The sequence below is a fragment of the Pseudomonas sp. GW821-FHT09D08 genome, from assembly GCF_059416305.1.
Window position 1 is genome coordinate 142,460 of record NZ_JBWKOX010000009.1, and the last position, 15,820, is coordinate 158,279.

15 protein-coding genes are annotated in these 15,820 nt (G+C 62.5%); 11 read left to right on the top strand and 4 right to left on the bottom strand.

Annotation, left to right across the window (positions count from 1 at the left end; all coding sequences use genetic code 11):
- Positions 1-16 precede the first annotated feature (16 nt).
- The 7 genes from AC07OP_RS17585 (at position 17) to AC07OP_RS17615 (ending at position 8,505) form a co-directional block, all read left to right on the top strand.
- On the top strand, positions 17-1,267 hold the full coding sequence (locus AC07OP_RS17585) for a sarcosine oxidase subunit beta (RefSeq protein WP_176996671.1): 1,251 nt from the start codon (positions 17-19) through the stop codon (positions 1,265-1,267).
- Between the two features lie 15 nt (positions 1,268-1,282).
- Positions 1,283-1,585, top strand: coding sequence for a sarcosine oxidase subunit delta (locus AC07OP_RS17590; RefSeq protein WP_027605979.1), 303 nt, complete (start codon positions 1,283-1,285; stop codon positions 1,583-1,585).
- Positions 1,582-4,599, top strand: a complete 3,018-nt coding sequence (locus AC07OP_RS17595; RefSeq protein WP_027605978.1) for a sarcosine oxidase subunit alpha — start codon at positions 1,582-1,584, stop codon at positions 4,597-4,599. Before AC07OP_RS17590 ends, AC07OP_RS17595 begins: the two co-directional genes overlap by 4 nt.
- 78 nt (positions 4,600-4,677) lie before the next feature.
- Positions 4,678-5,310: a sarcosine oxidase subunit gamma gene (locus AC07OP_RS17600; RefSeq protein ID WP_027605977.1), complete on the top strand. Its 633-nt coding sequence runs from the start codon at positions 4,678-4,680 to the stop codon at positions 5,308-5,310.
- Between the two features lie 142 nt (positions 5,311-5,452).
- Positions 5,453-6,310 (top strand): formyltetrahydrofolate deformylase, encoded by an 858-nt coding sequence (gene purU / locus AC07OP_RS17605; RefSeq protein ID WP_065925438.1) that lies wholly within the window; start codon positions 5,453-5,455, stop codon positions 6,308-6,310.
- 119 nt (positions 6,311-6,429) lie between these two features.
- Entirely contained in the window at positions 6,430-7,629 is a 1,200-nt protein-coding gene (gene fdhA, locus AC07OP_RS17610; protein WP_005792122.1) for a formaldehyde dehydrogenase, glutathione-independent, read from the top strand.
- Positions 7,630-7,932: 303 nt separating this feature from the next.
- A complete protein-coding gene (locus AC07OP_RS17615; RefSeq protein WP_092489546.1) occupies positions 7,933-8,505 on the top strand; it encodes a DUF2780 domain-containing protein in 573 nt (190 codons plus the stop codon).
- Here AC07OP_RS17615 and yihG read toward each other — a convergent pair.
- On the bottom strand, positions 8,502-9,389 hold the full coding sequence (gene yihG / locus AC07OP_RS17620) for a 1-acylglycerol-3-phosphate O-acyltransferase, YihG family (RefSeq protein ID WP_495101994.1): 888 nt from the start codon (positions 9,387-9,389) through the stop codon (positions 8,502-8,504). The genes AC07OP_RS17615 and yihG overlap by 4 nt on opposite strands.
- Positions 9,390-9,562: 173 nt before the next feature.
- On the opposite strand from yihG, the gene rloA2 reads away from it, so the two are divergent.
- The 4 genes from rloA2 to creD are packed head-to-tail and all read left to right on the top strand — an operon-like array spanning position 9,563 to position 13,605.
- On the top strand, positions 9,563-10,063 hold the full coding sequence (gene rloA2, locus AC07OP_RS17625) for a retropepsin-like aspartic peptidase RloA2 (protein WP_027605972.1): 501 nt from the start codon (positions 9,563-9,565) through the stop codon (positions 10,061-10,063).
- A 9-nt stretch (positions 10,064-10,072) separates the two neighbouring features.
- Positions 10,073-10,741: a two-component system response regulator CreB gene (gene creB / locus AC07OP_RS17630; RefSeq protein WP_495101993.1), complete on the top strand. Its 669-nt coding sequence runs from the start codon at positions 10,073-10,075 to the stop codon at positions 10,739-10,741.
- Positions 10,741-12,180 (top strand): two-component system sensor histidine kinase CreC, encoded by a 1,440-nt coding sequence (gene creC, locus AC07OP_RS17635; protein WP_495101992.1) that lies wholly within the window; start codon positions 10,741-10,743, stop codon positions 12,178-12,180. The genes creB and creC overlap by 1 nt, the downstream gene beginning before the upstream one ends.
- Before the next feature lie 51 nt (positions 12,181-12,231).
- Entirely contained in the window at positions 12,232-13,605 is a 1,374-nt protein-coding gene (gene creD, locus AC07OP_RS17640) for a cell envelope integrity protein CreD (protein WP_495101991.1), read from the top strand.
- 186 nt (positions 13,606-13,791) lie between these two features.
- Here the strand turns inward: creD and AC07OP_RS17645 are convergent, their stop codons facing one another.
- The 3 genes from AC07OP_RS17645 to AC07OP_RS17655 form a co-directional block, all read right to left on the bottom strand.
- Positions 13,792-14,421: a glutathione S-transferase family protein gene (locus AC07OP_RS17645; protein WP_495101990.1), complete on the bottom strand. Its 630-nt coding sequence runs from the start codon at positions 14,419-14,421 to the stop codon at positions 13,792-13,794.
- 106 nt (positions 14,422-14,527) lie between these two features.
- Entirely contained in the window at positions 14,528-14,698 is a 171-nt protein-coding gene (locus AC07OP_RS17650; protein WP_141696504.1) for a DUF4175 domain-containing protein, read from the bottom strand.
- Entirely contained in the window at positions 14,695-15,798 is a 1,104-nt protein-coding gene (locus AC07OP_RS17655; RefSeq protein WP_495101989.1) for a PepSY-associated TM helix domain-containing protein, read from the bottom strand. Before AC07OP_RS17655 ends, AC07OP_RS17650 begins: the two co-directional genes overlap by 4 nt.
- Positions 15,799-15,820: the final 22 nt, after the last annotated feature.

Here is a 15,820-nt window from a genome sequence, read left to right on the forward strand (position 1 = left end):
TTTTGGAGTAATGACTATGCAACGCTACTCGGGCTTCGGCCTCTTCAAGCACTCCCTCAGCCACCACGAAAACTGGCAGAAGATGTGGCGCACGCCGACCCCCAAGAAGGTCTACGACGTGGTTATCGTCGGCGGCGGCGGGCATGGTCTTGCGACCGCCTACTACCTGGCGAAAGAGCACGGCATCACCAACGTGGCCGTGGTCGAGAAAGGCTGGCTGGGCGGCGGTAACACCGCGCGCAACACCACCATCGTGCGTTCCAACTACCTGTGGGACGAGTCGGCGCACCTGTACGAACACGCGATGAAACTGTGGGAAGGCCTGTCCCAGGACCTGAACTACAACGTGATGTTCTCCCAGCGTGGCGTCTACAACCTGTGCCACACCCTGCAGGACATCCGTGATTCCGAGCGTCGCGTCAGCGCCAACCGCCTGAATGGCGTGGATGGCGAGCTGCTGAATGCCAAGCAAGTGGCCGACGAGATTCCGTACCTGGATTGCTCGAAAAGCACCCGTTACCCGGTACTCGGTGCCACCGTGCAACGGCGCGGCGGCGTGGCCCGTCACGATGCCGTGGCCTGGGGCTTTGCCCGCGCCGCCGACGCACTCGGCGTGGACCTGATCCAGCAGACCGAAGTGATCGGTTTCCGCAAGGAAAACGGCGTGTGCATCGGTGTGGAAACCAACAAGGGTTTTATCGGCGCCAAGCGCGTCGGTGTGGTGACCGCCGGTAACTCCGGGCACATGGCCTCGCTGGCGGGCTTCCGCCTGCCGATCGAATCCCACCCGCTGCAAGCGTTGGTGTCGGAGCCGATCAAGCCGATTATCGACAGCGTGATCATGTCTAACGCCGTGCACGGTTACATCAGTCAGTCCGACAAGGGCGACCTGGTGATCGGCGCCGGTATCGACGGCTACAACGGCTACGGCCAGCGCGGCTCGTACCCGGTGATCGAACACACTATCCAGGCCATCGTTGAGATGTTCCCGGTGCTGTCGCGGGTGCGCATGAACCGTCAGTGGGGCGGCATCGTCGACACCACGCCGGATGCGTGCCCGATCATCTCCAAGACCCCGGTGCCGAACATGTTCTTCAACTGCGGTTGGGGCACCGGTGGCTTCAAGGCCACGCCGGGCTCAGGCAACGTATTTGCCGCCAGCCTCGCGAAGGGTGAAATGCACCCATTGGCGGCGCCTTTTTCCATCGACCGTTTCCACAACGGTGCGTTGATCGACGAACACGGCGCTGCGGCCGTCGCCCACTAACAGGAGAAATTCCCTATGTTGCATATCTTCTGTCCTCACTGTGGCGAACTGCGCTCCGAAGAGGAATTTCACGCGTCCGGCCAAGCGCACATCCCGCGCCCGCTGGACCCGAATGCCTGCACCGATGAAGAGTGGGGCGACTACATGTTCTTCCGCGATAACCCGCGCGGCCTGCACCACGAACTGTGGATTCACGCCGCCGGTTGCCGCCAGTATTTCAACGCGACCCGCGACACCGTGACCTACGAAATTCTTGAAACCTACAAGATCGGTGAGAAGCCTCAGTTCACCGCCAAGGCCTCTGGAGAGAAGGTATGAGCCAGATCAATCGCCTGTCCAACGGTGGCCGGATCGACCGTAACAAAGTCCTGACCTTCAGCTTCAACGGCCAGAGCTACAAAGGCTTCGAGGGCGACACCCTGGCCGCTGCTTTGCTGGCCAACGGCGTCGACATTATCGGCCGCAGCTTCAAGTACTCGCGCCCACGGGGCATCTTTGCCGCCGGTGCCGAAGAGCCGAACGCCGTGCTGCAGATCGGCGCTACCGAAGCCACGCAAATCCCTAACGTACGCGCCACGCAACAGGCGCTGTACCAGGGCCTGGTCGCCACCAGCACCAACGGCTGGCCGAGCGTCAACAACGACATGATGGGCATCCTCGGCAAGGTCGGCGGCAAGCTGATGCCACCGGGCTTCTACTACAAAACCTTCATGTACCCGCAATCGTTCTGGATGACCTACGAAAAGTACATCCGCAAGGCCGCCGGCCTGGGTCGCTCGCCGACCGAGAACGATCCGGACACCTACGACAACTTCAACCGTCACTGCGACGTGCTGGTGGTCGGCGCCGGCCCTGCCGGCCTGGCTGCCGCATTGGCCGCCGCCCGCAGCGGCGCGCGCGTGATCATCGCCGATGAGCAGGAGGAGTTCGGCGGTTCGCTGCTCGACTCCCGCGAAAGCCTCGATGGCAAGCCGGCCACTGAATGGGTTGCCAGCGTTATCGCCGAATTGAAAGCCCTGCCGGACGTGGTGCTGCTGCCCCGCGCCACGGTCAACGGCTACCACGACCATAACTTCCTGACCATCCACGAGCGCCTCACCGATCACCTCGGTGACCGTGCGCCGATTGGCGTGGTGCGCCAGCGTATTCATCGTGTACGTGCCAAGCGTGTGGTGCTGGCCACCGGTGCGTGCGAGCGTCCGCTGGTGTACGGCAACAACGACGTGCCGGGCAACATGCTGGCCGGTGCGGTCTCCACTTACGTGCGCCGCTACGGCGTGGCACCGGGCAAGAAACTGGTGCTGTCAACCAACAACGACCACGCCTACCGCGTTGCATTGGACTGGCTGGACGCGGGCCTGCAAGTGGTGGCAGTGGCCGATGTGCGCCACAACCCACGCGGTGCATTGGTTGAAGAAGCCCGCGCCAAAGGTATTCGGATCCTCACCGGCAGCGCCGTGATCGAGGCCCGTGGCACCAAGCGCGTGACCGCTGCGCGTATCGCCGCGATTGACGTCAAGGCGCATAAAGTCACCAGCCCCGGCGAATGGCTGGACTGCGACCTGGTGGCCAGCTCCGGCGGCTACAGCCCGGTGGTCCACCTGGCCTCGCACCTGGGCGGCAAGCCGACCTGGCGTGAAGATATCCTCGGTTTTGTACCGGGTGAAGCCCCGCAGAAACGCGTGTGCGTCGGTGGCATCAACGGCGTCTACGGCCTTGGCGATTCCCTGGCCGATGGTTTTGAAGGCGGCGTGCGCGCCGCCAGCGACGCCGGTTTTGCCCCGGTGGAAGGTACGCTGCCAAAAGCCTTGAGCCGTCTGGAAGAGCCGACCCTGGCGCTGTTCCAGGTGCCTCACGAGAAAGCCACTGCACGGGCGCCGAAGCAATTTGTCGACCTGCAAAACGACGTCACCGCCGCTGCCATCGAACTGGCCACCCGCGAGGGTTTCGAGTCGGTGGAACACGTCAAGCGCTACACCGCGCTGGGCTTCGGCACCGACCAGGGCAAACTCGGTAACGTCAACGGCCTGGCGATTGCCGCGCGCTCGCTGAACGTGACCATCCCGCAGATGGGCACCACCATGTTCCGCCCCAACTACACGCCGGTGACCTTCGGCGCGGTAGCGGGCCGGCACTGTGGGCACATCTTCGAGCCGGTGCGCTACACCGCCCTGCAAGCCTGGCACGTGAAAAACGGCGCCGAGTTCGAAGACGTCGGCCAATGGAAACGCCCGTGGTACTTCCCGCGCAACGGTGAAGACCTGCACGCCGCGGTGAAACGCGAATGCCTGGCCGTGCGCGACAGCGTCGGCCTGCTGGATGCGTCCACCCTCGGCAAGATCGATATCCAGGGCCCGGATGCCCGTGAGTTCCTCAACCGCATCTACACCAACGCCTGGACCAAGCTCGACGTGGGCAAGGCGCGCTACGGCCTGATGTGCAAGGAAGACGGCATGGTCTTCGACGACGGCGTTACCGCCTGCCTCGCCGACAACCACTTCCTGATGACCACCACCACCGGCGGCGCCGCCCGTGTGCTGCAGTGGCTGGAAATCTACCAACAGACCGAATGGCCGGACCTCAAGGTGTACTTCACCTCGGTCACCGACCATTGGGCGACCATGACCCTGTCCGGTCCTAACAGCCGCAAGCTGCTGGCGGAAGTCACCGACATCGACCTGGACAAGGACGGCTTCCCGTTCATGACCTGGAAAGAAGGCCTGGTAGGCGGTGTACCGGCGCGGGTGTTCCGTATCTCGTTTACCGGTGAGTTGTCGTACGAAGTCAACGTGCAGGCCGACTACGCCATGGGCGTGCTGGAACAGATCGTCGCAGCCGGCAAGAAGTACAACCTGACCCCGTACGGTACTGAGACCATGCACGTACTGCGGGCCGAGAAGGGCTTCATCATCGTCGGCCAGGACACTGACGGCTCGATGACCCCGGACGACCTGAACATGGGCTGGTGTGTCGGTCGCACCAAGCCGTTCTCGTGGATCGGCTGGCGCGGCATGAACCGGGAAGACTGTGTACGTGAAGAGCGCAAGCAACTGGTGGGCTTGAAGCCGATCGACCCGAACGTGTGGCTGCCGGAAGGCGCGCAACTGGTGTTCGATCCGAAGCAGACCATTCCGATGAAGATGGTCGGTCACGTCACCTCCAGCTACGCGCACAACTCCCTGGGTTATTCGTTTGCCATGGGCGTGGTCAAGGGTGGCTTGAAGCGCATCGGTGAGCGGGTGTTCTCGCCCCAGGCGGATGGCAGCGTGATCGAGGCGGAGATTGTGTCTTCGGTGTTCTTTGATCCTAAGGGTGATCGGCAGAACATCTGATAGACCCAGTCGCCTGCATCGGGGGCTTGCCCCCGATGAGGCCAGAACAGTCACCCCAGAATTCAAGACAGGTGCTTTATGACAGCAGCCAATGTTTACCAACAACGCCCCACCTCCGGCGCCAAGGCCGAGTCGTCGCTGCACCATGCCGACCTCGCCAGCCTGGTCGGCAAGGGCCGCAAGAACGCCGGCGTGACCGTGCGCGAAAAGAAATTGCTTGGTCATCTCACGATCCGTGGCGACGGCCATGACGCCGCTTTCGCGGCTGGCGTGCACAAGGCCCTGGGCATCGAACTGCCCGGCGCCCTGCAGGTCATCGTCAAAGGCGAAACCAGCCTGCAATGGCTTGGCCCGGATGAGTGGTTGCTGATCGTGCCAGGCGGTGAGGAATTCGCCGCCGAACAAAACCTTCGCGCCGCCCTGGGTGACCTGCATATCCAGGTCGTCAACGTCAGCGGCGGCCAGCAGATCCTCGAACTCAGCGGCCCGAATGTGCGTGATGTGTTGATGAAATCCACCAGCTACGACGTGCACCCCAACAACTTTCCGGTGGGTAAGGCGGTGGGCACGGTGTTCGCCAAGTCGCAGCTGGTGATCCGCCATACCGCCGAAGACACCTGGGAACTGGTGATTCGTCGCAGCTTCTCGGATTACTGGTGGTTGTGGTTGCAGGATGCCTCGGCCGAATTTGGCCTGAGCGTTCAAGCCTGATATGACCCTGTAGGAGCGAGCTTGCTCGCGAAAAACGTCAACGATAACGCGCGCATCCTGAATGAACGCGGCGCCCTTGGATTTTTCGCGAGCAAGCTCGCTCCTACAGTAAGCAGCATCGCTGTATGAGGAGTTGACTGTAATGAGCCGCGCACCCGATACATGGATTTTGACCGCCGACTGCCCCAGCGTGCTCGGCACGGTGGACGCGGTTACCCGCTATCTGTTCGAGCAGGGCTGCTACGTCACCGAGCACCATTCGTTCGATGACCGCCTCTCGGGCCGGTTTTTTATTCGCGTGGAATTCCGTCAGCCGGATGGCTTCGATGAGCAGGCGTTCCGCGATGGCCTGGCCTCGCGGGGTGAAGCCTTTGGCATGATCTTCGAGCTGACGGCGCCGAACTACCGGCCAAAAGTGGTGATCATGGTCTCCAAGGCCGATCACTGCCTCAACGACCTGCTGTACCGCCAGCGTATCGGCCAACTGTCGATGGACGTGGTCGCGGTGGTGTCCAACCATCCCGATCTCAAACCTTTGGCCGACTGGCATCAAATTCCCTACTACCATTTCCCCCTCGACCCTAACGACAAACCGTCCCAGGAGCGTCAGGTGTGGCAAGTGGTGGAAGAGACCGGCGCCGAACTGGTGATCCTTGCGCGTTACATGCAAGTGCTGTCGCCGGAGCTGTGCCGCAAGCTGGACGGCAAGGCCATCAATATCCACCACTCGTTGCTGCCGGGGTTCAAGGGCGCCAAGCCGTATCACCAGGCCTACAACAAGGGGGTGAAACTGGTCGGTGCCACGGCGCACTACATCAACAACGACCTGGACGAAGGCCCGATCATCGCCCAGGGCGTGGAGGTGGTGGATCACAGTCACTATCCCGAAGATTTGATTGCCAAGGGGCGGGACATCGAAGGGCTGACATTGGCTCGGGCGGTGGGGTATCACATTGAGCGGCGGGTGTTCTTGAATGCCAATAGGACTGTGGTGCTCTGACTGCCCCCGATGAGGCCCTGACAAACAACACAAGCAACAGCATCTGTACCCGAGCACTCAACGCGCTGCCCACCCAAAAGGGCAACGCAGTTCCATAAAAACAACAGCGAGGTGAAAGCATGTCTGGTAATCGTGGTGTCGTGTATCTCGGCAACGGTAAAGTCGAAGTACAGAAAATCGACTATCCCAAAATGCAGGACCCCCGTGGCAGGAAGATTGAGCACGGCGTCATCCTGCGCGTGGTCTCCACCAACATCTGCGGCTCCGACCAACACATGGTGCGCGGCCGCACCACTGCCCAGACCGGCCTGGTGCTCGGTCACGAGATCACCGGTGAAGTGATCGAGAAGGGCAGCGACGTCGAAAACCTGAAGATCGGCGACCTGGTTTCCGTACCCTTCAACGTCGCCTGCGGGCGCTGCCGCTCGTGCAAAGAGCAACACACCGGCGTGTGCCTGACCGTCAACCCGGCCCGTGCCGGTGGCGCCTACGGCTATGTCGACATGGGCGATTGGACCGGCGGCCAGGCCGAGTACGTGCTGGTGCCGTACGCCGACTTCAACCTGCTGAAACTGCCGGACCGTGACAAGGCCATGGAGAAAATCCGTGACCTGACCTGCCTCTCCGACATTCTCCCCACCGGCTACCACGGCGCCGTCACTGCCGGCGTTGGCCCTGGCAGCACCGTGTACATCGCCGGTGCCGGCCCGGTCGGCCTGGCGGCTGCCGCGTCTGCACGCCTGCTGGGTGCCGCGGTGGTGATCATCGGCGACGTCAACTCCATCCGCCTGGCCCACGCCAAGGCCCAGGGTTTTGAAATCGTCGACCTGTCCACCGATACGCCGTTGCATGAACAAATCGCCGCGCTGCTCGGCGAGCCGGAAGTGGACTGCGCCGTCGACTGCGTGGGCTTTGAAGCACGCGGCCACGGCCACGACGGCGTCAAGGCCGAAGCCCCGGCCACGGTGCTCAACTCACTGATGGGCGTGGTGCGCGTGGCCGGCAAGATCGGTATCCCTGGCCTGTACGTCACCGAAGATCCGGGTGCCGTGGATGCCGCCGCAAAAATGGGCAGCCTGAGCATTCGCTTCGGCCTGGGCTGGGCCAAATCCCACAGCTTCCACACTGGGCAGACGCCGGTGATGAAGTACAACCGCCAACTGATGCAGGCGATCATGTGGGACCGCATCAACATCGCCGAGATCGTCGGCGTGCAGGTGATCAGCCTGGATGACGCGCCACGTGGGTATGGCGAGTTCGATGCGGGCGTACCGAAGAAGTTTGTGATTGATCCGCATAAGTTGTTCAGCGCGGCATAAATCCCGGGTACACGAAACCCAAATGTGGGAAGGGGCTTGCTCCCTCCCACATTTGGGTTTTCGTGTTTGGGATATCTACGATTGGCCAACGCACTTGGTATGCGGTCGGGCCCGTTGGCCGCTTACTCACTGATCCTCCTTTGCTTTCCGAGCTCACTATCAGTTCCCCGGGGTTGCTGATCGATTGCTGCTGACGCGGATTCAGGCCGGCTTATTCCGATGGGGTTGCAGAGGTGCCTGGAACAACCGACGGGATACCCAGTCCAACGCCTGCGTTCACCCCGACATCCAGAGGTTGCTCCAATGAAGATTTCACGCGGTTTCGCCCTTTCCTGCCTGATGAGCCTGGCCGCCACCCCGGTGTTTGCCGCAGGGTTCAGCCTTGGCGATGCGGCCAATGCCATCGCGGGCATGCAAGGGGGCAACAACAAGGCCGCAGCTGCCGCACCGTCGTCTGAAACCGCTGGCCTCCTCAGCGCCCTGACCTCACAACTGAACATCACCCCCGAGCAGGCCGTTGGCGGTACCGGTGCCATGCTGGGCCTGGCCAAGAACAAACTGAGCGGCAACGACTATTCGCAACTGGGCAACAGCGTGCCCGGCCTCGACCAACTCTCGGGTAACAATGCATTGGGCAGCCTCGGGGCCTTGAGCGGGATGCTCGGCCAGGCCGGCGGCAGCAAGACCAGCGGCCTGGACGGCTTGCTGGGTAACGTGAAGAACACCAACGACCTGAACACCGCGTTCAGTGCGCTGGGGATGGACAGTGGCATGGTCGGCCAGTTTGCCCCGGTGATCCTGCAGTACCTGGGCGGGCAGGGCGCCAACAGCTCGCTGCTGGGTAAATTGGCCCAGGCCTGGGGCACCGGTAGCTAAATACCCTCCGCGCGCAGTTGTTCGATGCGCGCATCCTTCTGCGTCCAGAGCTGGTTGACCCAGTTCTGGACGGTCTGGCGAAACGCCGGATCATTCTCGTAATCCCCCTGCCACAACGCCGGGTCCAGCTCACGGGTCTGGATGTCGATGATCACCTTGGGCACCGCGCCGCTGATCAAATCCCAGAACCCCGGAATCTTTTGCTGCGGATACACCACGGTCACGTCGAGCACGGCGTCCAGCTGTTCCCCCATCGCCGCCAGCACAAACGCCACGCCGCCCGCCTTGGGCTTGAGCAAGTGAGTGAATGGCGAAGCCTGCTGCTTGCGCTTGGCCTCGCTGAACCGCGTGCCTTCGAGGTAATTGACCACGGTCACCGGCTGGCGCTTGAACAGCTCGCACGCCTCCTTGGTGATCTTTAAATCCTGCCCTGCCAGCTCCGGGTGTTTGGCCAGGAACGCCTTGGTGTAGCGCTTCATGAACGGGTAATCCAGGGCCCACCAGGCCAGGCCCAGGAAGGGCACCCAGATCAGTTCTTTTTTCAGGAAGAATTTGAAGAACGGTGTGCGGCGGTTGAGGGCCTGGATCAGCGCCGGGATGTCCACCCAGGATTGGTGGTTGCTGATCACCAGGTAGCTGGTGTCACCGCGCAGCTCATCACCGCCGCGAATGTCCCATTGGGTGGGGATGCACAAGGCGAAAATAAGCTTGTCGATCTCGGCCCAGGTCTCGGCGATCCACATCACCGCCCATGAGGCGTAGTCCCGATAACGACCGGGTGCCACCAGTTTGAGCAGGGCAAACACCAGCAGCGGCCCGATCAGGACCAGGGTGTTGAGCAACAGCAGCAGTGAAACCAAACAGCCGGTGAGCAGGCGGCGCATAAGTAACTCTTGGAATCGTGTGGGCGGGCCATCATAAGCAAGCTGAGTCTAGAGGCCAAATCGCAAATGGCTGTACGAATGTTTCACAATGTGCCGGTTATGGTGGGTGTGACTAACTAAGTGCCGTCTTTGCGGTCTAGAATCCGCCTACTTCTTTCCGAGGAAATCACTTCGTGAAACTGCTTCTTGCCTCCCTCGCGTTGGTTGCCCTGCCTGTCATGGCCGCCGAGCCGACCCTTTACGGTCGCTATGAATACATCCAGTTGCCGGAGATCGGCGAAACCTTCAAGGCCAAGATGGACACCGGCGCGCTGACGGCCTCGCTGTCGGCCCGTGACATCGAGACCTTCACCCGTGACGGTGACGACTGGGTGCGCTTCCGCCTCGGCGGCAAGGACGCCACCAACAAGGTCTACGAGCACAAGGTCTCGCGCATCAGCAAGATCAAGAGCCGCGCCGATGAAGACGACGACAAGGACGAAGCCACCGTGGCCAAACGCCCGGTGATCGACCTGGAAATGTGCCTGGGCAACGTCAAGCGTACCGTCGAGGTCAACCTCACCGACCGCAGCAGCTTCAATTACCCGTTGCTGATCGGCGCCAAGGCCTTGCGTGAATTTGGCGCAGCAGTAAACCCGGCCCGTCGCTACACTGCCGACAAACCGGACTGCTGATTTGAACCCATGCCCCACATCCTGATTGTCGAAGACGAAGCGGCGATAGCCGACACGCTGATATTCGCCCTGCAAGGCGAGGGCTTTACCACCACCTGGCTGAGCCTCGGCCAGGAGGCATTGGCCCATCAGCGCCAGACCCCCGCCGACCTGATCATCCTCGACATCGGCCTGCCGGACATCAGCGGTTTTGAAACCTGCAAGCAATTGCGCCGTTTCAGCGAAGTGCCGGTGATGTTCCTCAGCGCCCGGGATGGTGAGATCGACCGCGTGGTCGGGCTGGAGATCGGCGCCGACGATTACGTGGTCAAGCCGTTCAGCCCACGGGAAGTGGCGGCGCGGGTGCGGGCGATCCTCAAGCGCGTCGGCCCCGCTGTGGCGCCGGCGCTGTTCCAGGTCGATCTGGAGCGCATGCAAATCAGCTATCGCGGCCAACCCCTGAGCCTGACCCGGCATGAATTCCGCCTGCTGCAAAGCCTGCTGGAGCAACCCGAGCGGGTGTTCAGCCGCGAGCAGTTGCTGGACGCGGTGGGCGTGGCGGCCGACGCCGGTTACGAGCGCAATATCGACAGCCACATCAAGAGCCTGCGCAGCAAGTTACGCAGCGTGGCCGCCGATGCCGAGCCGATCCAGACCCATCGCGGCCTCGGCTACAGCTACAGCCCGGGCAACAGCTGATGCGCCTGGGGCTGCGGATTTTCCTGGTGTATGCGCTGTTTATCGGCCTCACCGGCTATTTCGTGCTCAGCACGGTGATGAAGGAAATCCGTCCCGGCGTGCGCCAGTCCACCGAAGAAACCCTGGTGGACACCGCCAACCTGCTGGCCGAAATCCTGCGCGATGACGTGAAGCACGGCACCCTCGGCCAGAGCCACTGGCCCGAATTGCTCAAGGCCTATGGCAACCGCCAGCCCGGCGCGACCATCTGGGGCCTGGCGAAAAACCAGGTCAACCACCGTATCTACGTGACCGACGCCAAAGGCACCGTGCTGCTCGACTCCACGGGCGAAGCCGTGGGCCAGGACTACTCGAAGTGGAACGACGTCTACCTGACCCTGCGCGGCGAATACGGCGCGCGCTCCACCCGCAGTTCAGCGGATGATCCCACCTCATCGGTGATGCACGTCGGTGCGCCGATTCGCGATAACGGGCAGATCATCGGCGTGGTCACCGTGGCCAAGCCCAACAGCTCGTTGCAGCCGTATGTCGACCGCACTGAGCGCCGCCTGCTGTGGTACGGCGCGGGCCTGGTCATCCTCGGCCTGTTGCTCGGCGCGCTGTTGTCGTGGTGGCTGAGCGTTGCACTGCGTCGCCTGACCGCCTACGCCGAAGCCGTCAGTGAAGGTCGAAGGGCGGAGCTGCCGCATTATCGCGGCGGCGAGCTGAAGCAGCTGTCCACCGCCGTCGAGCACATGCGTACGCAACTGGAGGGCAAGGCCTACGTCGAGCATTACGTGCACACCCTGACCCATGAATTGAAAAGCCCGCTGGCCGCGATTCGCGGCGCGGCCGAGCTGTTGCAGGGCGATATGAGCCGCGAACAGCAGCAGCGCTTCGTCGGCAATATCGACAGCGAAAGCGCGCGCCTGCAGCAGTTGATCGAACGTCTGCTGAACCTGGCGCAGGTAGAGCAACGCCAGGGGTTGGAGGCGCAGGCGAGTATCCCGCTGGCGGCCTTGGTCGACGACGTACTCAACGCCCAATGTGCGCGAATCGAAGGCGCCGGGCTGCACGTCGAGCAAGGGATTGCGGCGGATGTGAGGGTGTTTGGCGAGCCCTTCCTGTTGCGTCAGGCCCTGGGCAACTTGCTCGACAACGCTCTGGACTTCACACCGCCCGGTGGCGTGTTGAGATTCAGCGCACAGACGCTGCACAACGACGTGCAGGTGAGCCTGTTCAACCAGGCCGCACCGATCCCGGATTACGCCCTGCCGCGCCTCAGCGAGCGCTTCTATTCCTTGCCGCGTCCCGGCAGCGGGCGCAAGAGCACCGGCCTGGGCCTCAACTTTGTCGAGGAAGTCATGAAGCTGCACGGCGGCACCTTGCAGATCGGCAATGTGCCGGGCGGCGTGCACGTGGTGCTGCATCTCCACACAGTCTCCACATTGCCCACATAAATCCCCCACACAGGCTGCCCAGACTCTCCTCATCAAAACAGGGAGAGACCCATGAACCGCAGCCTGCTTTTCAAACTTGGCGCGATTGCGCTGCTGATCCTGCTGTTGCTGATTCCATTGCTGATGATCAACGGCATCATCAGTGACCGCCAGCAACTGCGCGACGGCGTCCTGATGGATATCGCCCGCAGTTCCAGCTACGCCCAGCGCCTCACCGGGCCGGTGATGGTGGTGCCGTATCGCAAGACCGTGCGCGAGTGGAAGCTCAATGAAAAGCTCAACAAGCGCTACGAGGTCACCCGTGAAGAGCGGGGTCGCCTGTATTTCCTGCCGGACCGTTTTGAGCTCGACGGCAAGGTGCAGACCGAACTGCGCGCACGGGGTATTTACCAGGCGCGGCTGTTCCATGCCGACAACCGTATCAGCGGGCGTTTCGAGCTGCCTGCGCAGTTGGGCATCACCGAAGACTTTGCCGATTACCGCTTTGAACCGGCGTTTCTGGCGGTGGGGATCAGCGATATTCGTGGCATCGAAAATGCGCTGAAGCTGGAGCTGGGCAGCCAGCGCCTGGAGTTCGAGCCGGGCTCCCAAGTGGACTGGCTGGGGGAGGGCGTGCATGTGGCATTGCCGGAGCAGGACAGCAGGAAACCGGCTGTAGTGGACTTCGCCTTCGACCTGCGCCTGCAAGGCACCGAGCAACTGCAAGTGGTGCCGGTGGGCAAGACCAGTCAGGTGTCCCTGGCCTCCAACTGGCCGCACCCCAGTTTTATCGGCAACTTCCTGCCGGCCCAGCGCGAAGTGACTGACAACGGCTTCACGGCCAACTGGCAGACCTCATTCTTTTCCACCAACCTCGAACAGGCCCTGCAAACGTGCCTGGACGGCCAGGGCTGCAACGACTTCAACAACCGCAGCTTCGGCGTGAACTTCATCGACCCGGTGGACCAGTACCTCAAGAGCGACCGGGCGATCAAATACGCGCTGCTGTTCATCGCCCTGACCTTTGCCGGTTTCTTCCTGTTCGAAGTGCTCAAGAGCCTGGCGGTGCACCCCGTCCAGTACGCATTGGTGGGCGTTGCCCTGGCGTTCTTCTACCTGCTGTTGTTGTCGTTGTCCGAGCACCTGGGCTTTGCCTTGGCCTACCTGATTTCGGCGAGTGCCTGCGTGCTGTTGATCGGGTTCTACGTGTGCCACGTGCTGCGCAGCGTTGCCCATGGCCTGGGGTTTTCGACGGGGCTGGCGGCGCTGTATGGCTTGCTGTACGGGCTGTTGAGTGCCGAGGACTACGCACTGCTGATGGGCTCGCTGCTGCTGTTCGGGCTGCTGGGGACGGTGATGGTGCTGACGCGTAAGCTGGATTGGTACGGCGTGGGCAAGCGCAAGGCGGCCGAGCCGCTGCAGTTCGACCTGGAGGCGGTGCAATGATCGGGTTGCGCGAGGATCAGCAAGTGGGGGCGCAGTTAGCCGCAAGGATCGCCACATTCCTCAATACCACCACCGTCCAATGTGGGAGTGGGCTCGCCCGCGATAGCGGTGGTTCAGAAGCAGCTGTGCTGAATGACATACCGCGATCGCGGGCAAGCCCGCTCCCACATTGGGTCGGTGTGAACGTCACACGGGCGGCTGGGTCTCCAGCATCGAAGGCCGCTGGCTGACCTCGGTGTACCAGGCGGCCAGCTTGGGGTTGTCCGAACGCCAATGCATGTCCGGATGGCGGAAGTCGAGGTAACCCAGGGCGCAGGCTACGCTGATCGAGGCGATATCGAAGTGGCTGGCCAGCTCGGCGATGGCGTCCTGTTCCAGCTCGGCGAGGGCGCGGTGGATCTTGTTGCGCTGTTCGTCGAGCCACGGCGCCCAGTGTTTTTCCACCGGGCGCAGGGCGGTCTCGTAGCGCACCAGCACGGCGGCATCCATGATGCCGTCGGCCATCGAAGCCAGGGTCAGGCGCCGCCAGCGGGCCGAGCCATCGCGGGGGATCAGCGGGTTGCCGACGTGCTGGTGGTCGAAGTAATCGAGGATCACCCGGCTGTCGTGCAGCACGCTGCCGTCGGCCAGGCGCAGGGCCGGGATCTTGCCCACGGGGTTGCCTTGCACCAGCTGCGCATCCGGGTTGACCGGGGTCGGCATGCAACCGTGCAGGGCGACGCGGTCCTGCTGGCCGGTCTCGGCCAGCAGCACACGGACTTTACGCACGAACGGTGACGCAGGGTTGTGAAACAAGGTCATGCTGGGCACAGACATGGGCTTTCCTCTGTAGGAGCGAGCTTGCTCGCGAAGAACGTTAACGATAACGCAGCGCGTCTGCTTTGACGCGGTGTTCTCTGGTTTTTCGCCGGCAAGCCGGCTCCTACAGGAGGGCCCATGCGCCGATCAGCGCGGGGATGCCCAACCCCACCCAACTCAACGAATCCCACAGCCCATCCCCCAGCAACGCCGCAAACAACCCGGCGGCGCTGAGCAGGCCAATCCCCAGGGGAATGCCAAATACCTTCCAGAAACTCGATTGCCTTGGCTTCATGCCTTGCCCGCCTTGCGCCGCACGATCCACAAGTAAATCCCACTCACCAGGACGACGATGGTCAGCACATCCAGCGCCGCCCAGAGGATCTTCATCGGCATGCCGCCGTAGTCGCCGAAGTGCAGTGGCTGAGACATGCCCATGGCGTCCATGTACCACGGCCGTTCGGCGATGGCGGTGACGGCCAGGGTGCTGGCGTCGATCAGGACCGGCGTGAGCAGATGCGAGGTCAGGTGTGTGCTGCCCTTCATGAACACCGCGTAATGGTGCTCGCTGGAAAAGCGTGTGCCGGGGAAGGCGATAAAGTCCGGCTGCATGCCGGGCGCGGCCTTGGCGGCGATGCTCAGCAGCTCGCTCGCGGGGGCGCGTTGGGTCAGGGGCGGGGCGTTTTTGTAGGGTTCGATCATCGCGCTGAGGCTGTCGGTGCGCCAGGCGGCGATGATCAAATCGGCACAGGCGCTGATCACGCCGGTCACGCCCACCACCAGCGCCCAGGTCAGGGTGACCACGCCGATCAGGTTATGCAGGTCGAGCCAGCGCAGGCGCCTGGACTTGTCCTGGCGCACGGTGGCGAACTTCAAGCGGCGCATGAACGGCAGGTACAGCACCGTGCCCGAGACAATCGCGAGCACAAACAGAATGCCCATGAACGCCAGCAGCAGCTTGCCCGGCAGGCCGGCGAACATATCCACATGCAGGCGCAGCAGGAACAGGGTGAACCCGCCATTGGCCGACGGCATCTCGACCGCCTCACCGGTACGCGCGTCAAGCATGAAGGTGTGGGATGAGTTGGGCTCGGTCCCCGCTGTGGCGGCCATGATCGCGATCACACCGTTCTTGTCGTCTTCATCCCACGCCAGGTATTGCATGGCCTCGCCCGGGCGATGGGCCTGGGCTTTGCTCACCAGTTGCTCGAGGTTGAGTTGTGGCGTATCGGCAGGCATCTGCGCCAGCTCGGGCTCGTTGCCCAACAGGTGGTCGATCTCGTGGTGAAACACCAGCGGCAGGCCGGTGAGGGCGAGCAGCAGCAGGAACACCGTGCAGATCAGGCTGGTCCAGGTGTGGATGAAGGACCAGCGGCGGATGGTTTTGCTTTTCATGTTCTAGCCTTCAGACACGCCA

Bases quoted from the DNA above. Each gene is read 5' to 3' on its own strand.
- AC07OP_RS17615 (WP_092489546.1), top strand. From the start codon at position 7,933: ATGAAGATTTCACGCGGTTTCGCCCTTTCCTGCCTGATGAGCCTGGCC.
- creC (WP_495101992.1), top strand. From the start codon at position 10,741: ATGCGCCTGGGGCTGCGGATTTTCCTGGTGTATGCGCTGTTTATCGGC.
- creD (WP_495101991.1), top strand. From the start codon at position 12,232: ATGAACCGCAGCCTGCTTTTCAAACTTGGCGCGATTGCGCTGCTGATC.
- creB (WP_495101993.1), top strand. From the start codon at position 10,073: ATGCCCCACATCCTGATTGTCGAAGACGAAGCGGCGATAGCCGACACG.
- AC07OP_RS17600 (WP_027605977.1), top strand. From the start codon at position 4,678: ATGACAGCAGCCAATGTTTACCAACAACGCCCCACCTCCGGCGCCAAG.
- yihG (WP_495101994.1), bottom strand. From the start codon at position 9,389: ATGCGCCGCCTGCTCACCGGCTGTTTGGTTTCACTGCTGCTGTTGCTC.
- AC07OP_RS17645 (WP_495101990.1), bottom strand. From the start codon at position 14,421: ATGTCTGTGCCCAGCATGACCTTGTTTCACAACCCTGCGTCACCGTTC.
- AC07OP_RS17650 (WP_141696504.1), bottom strand. From the start codon at position 14,698: ATGAAGCCAAGGCAATCGAGTTTCTGGAAGGTATTTGGCATTCCCCTG.
- AC07OP_RS17655 (WP_495101989.1), bottom strand. From the start codon at position 15,798: ATGAAAAGCAAAACCATCCGCCGCTGGTCCTTCATCCACACCTGGACC.
- AC07OP_RS17590 (WP_027605979.1), top strand. From the start codon at position 1,283: ATGTTGCATATCTTCTGTCCTCACTGTGGCGAACTGCGCTCCGAAGAG.
- purU (WP_065925438.1), top strand. From the start codon at position 5,453: ATGAGCCGCGCACCCGATACATGGATTTTGACCGCCGACTGCCCCAGC.
- AC07OP_RS17585 (WP_176996671.1), top strand. From the start codon at position 17: ATGCAACGCTACTCGGGCTTCGGCCTCTTCAAGCACTCCCTCAGCCAC.
- AC07OP_RS17595 (WP_027605978.1), top strand. From the start codon at position 1,582: ATGAGCCAGATCAATCGCCTGTCCAACGGTGGCCGGATCGACCGTAAC.
- fdhA (WP_005792122.1), top strand. From the start codon at position 6,430: ATGTCTGGTAATCGTGGTGTCGTGTATCTCGGCAACGGTAAAGTCGAA.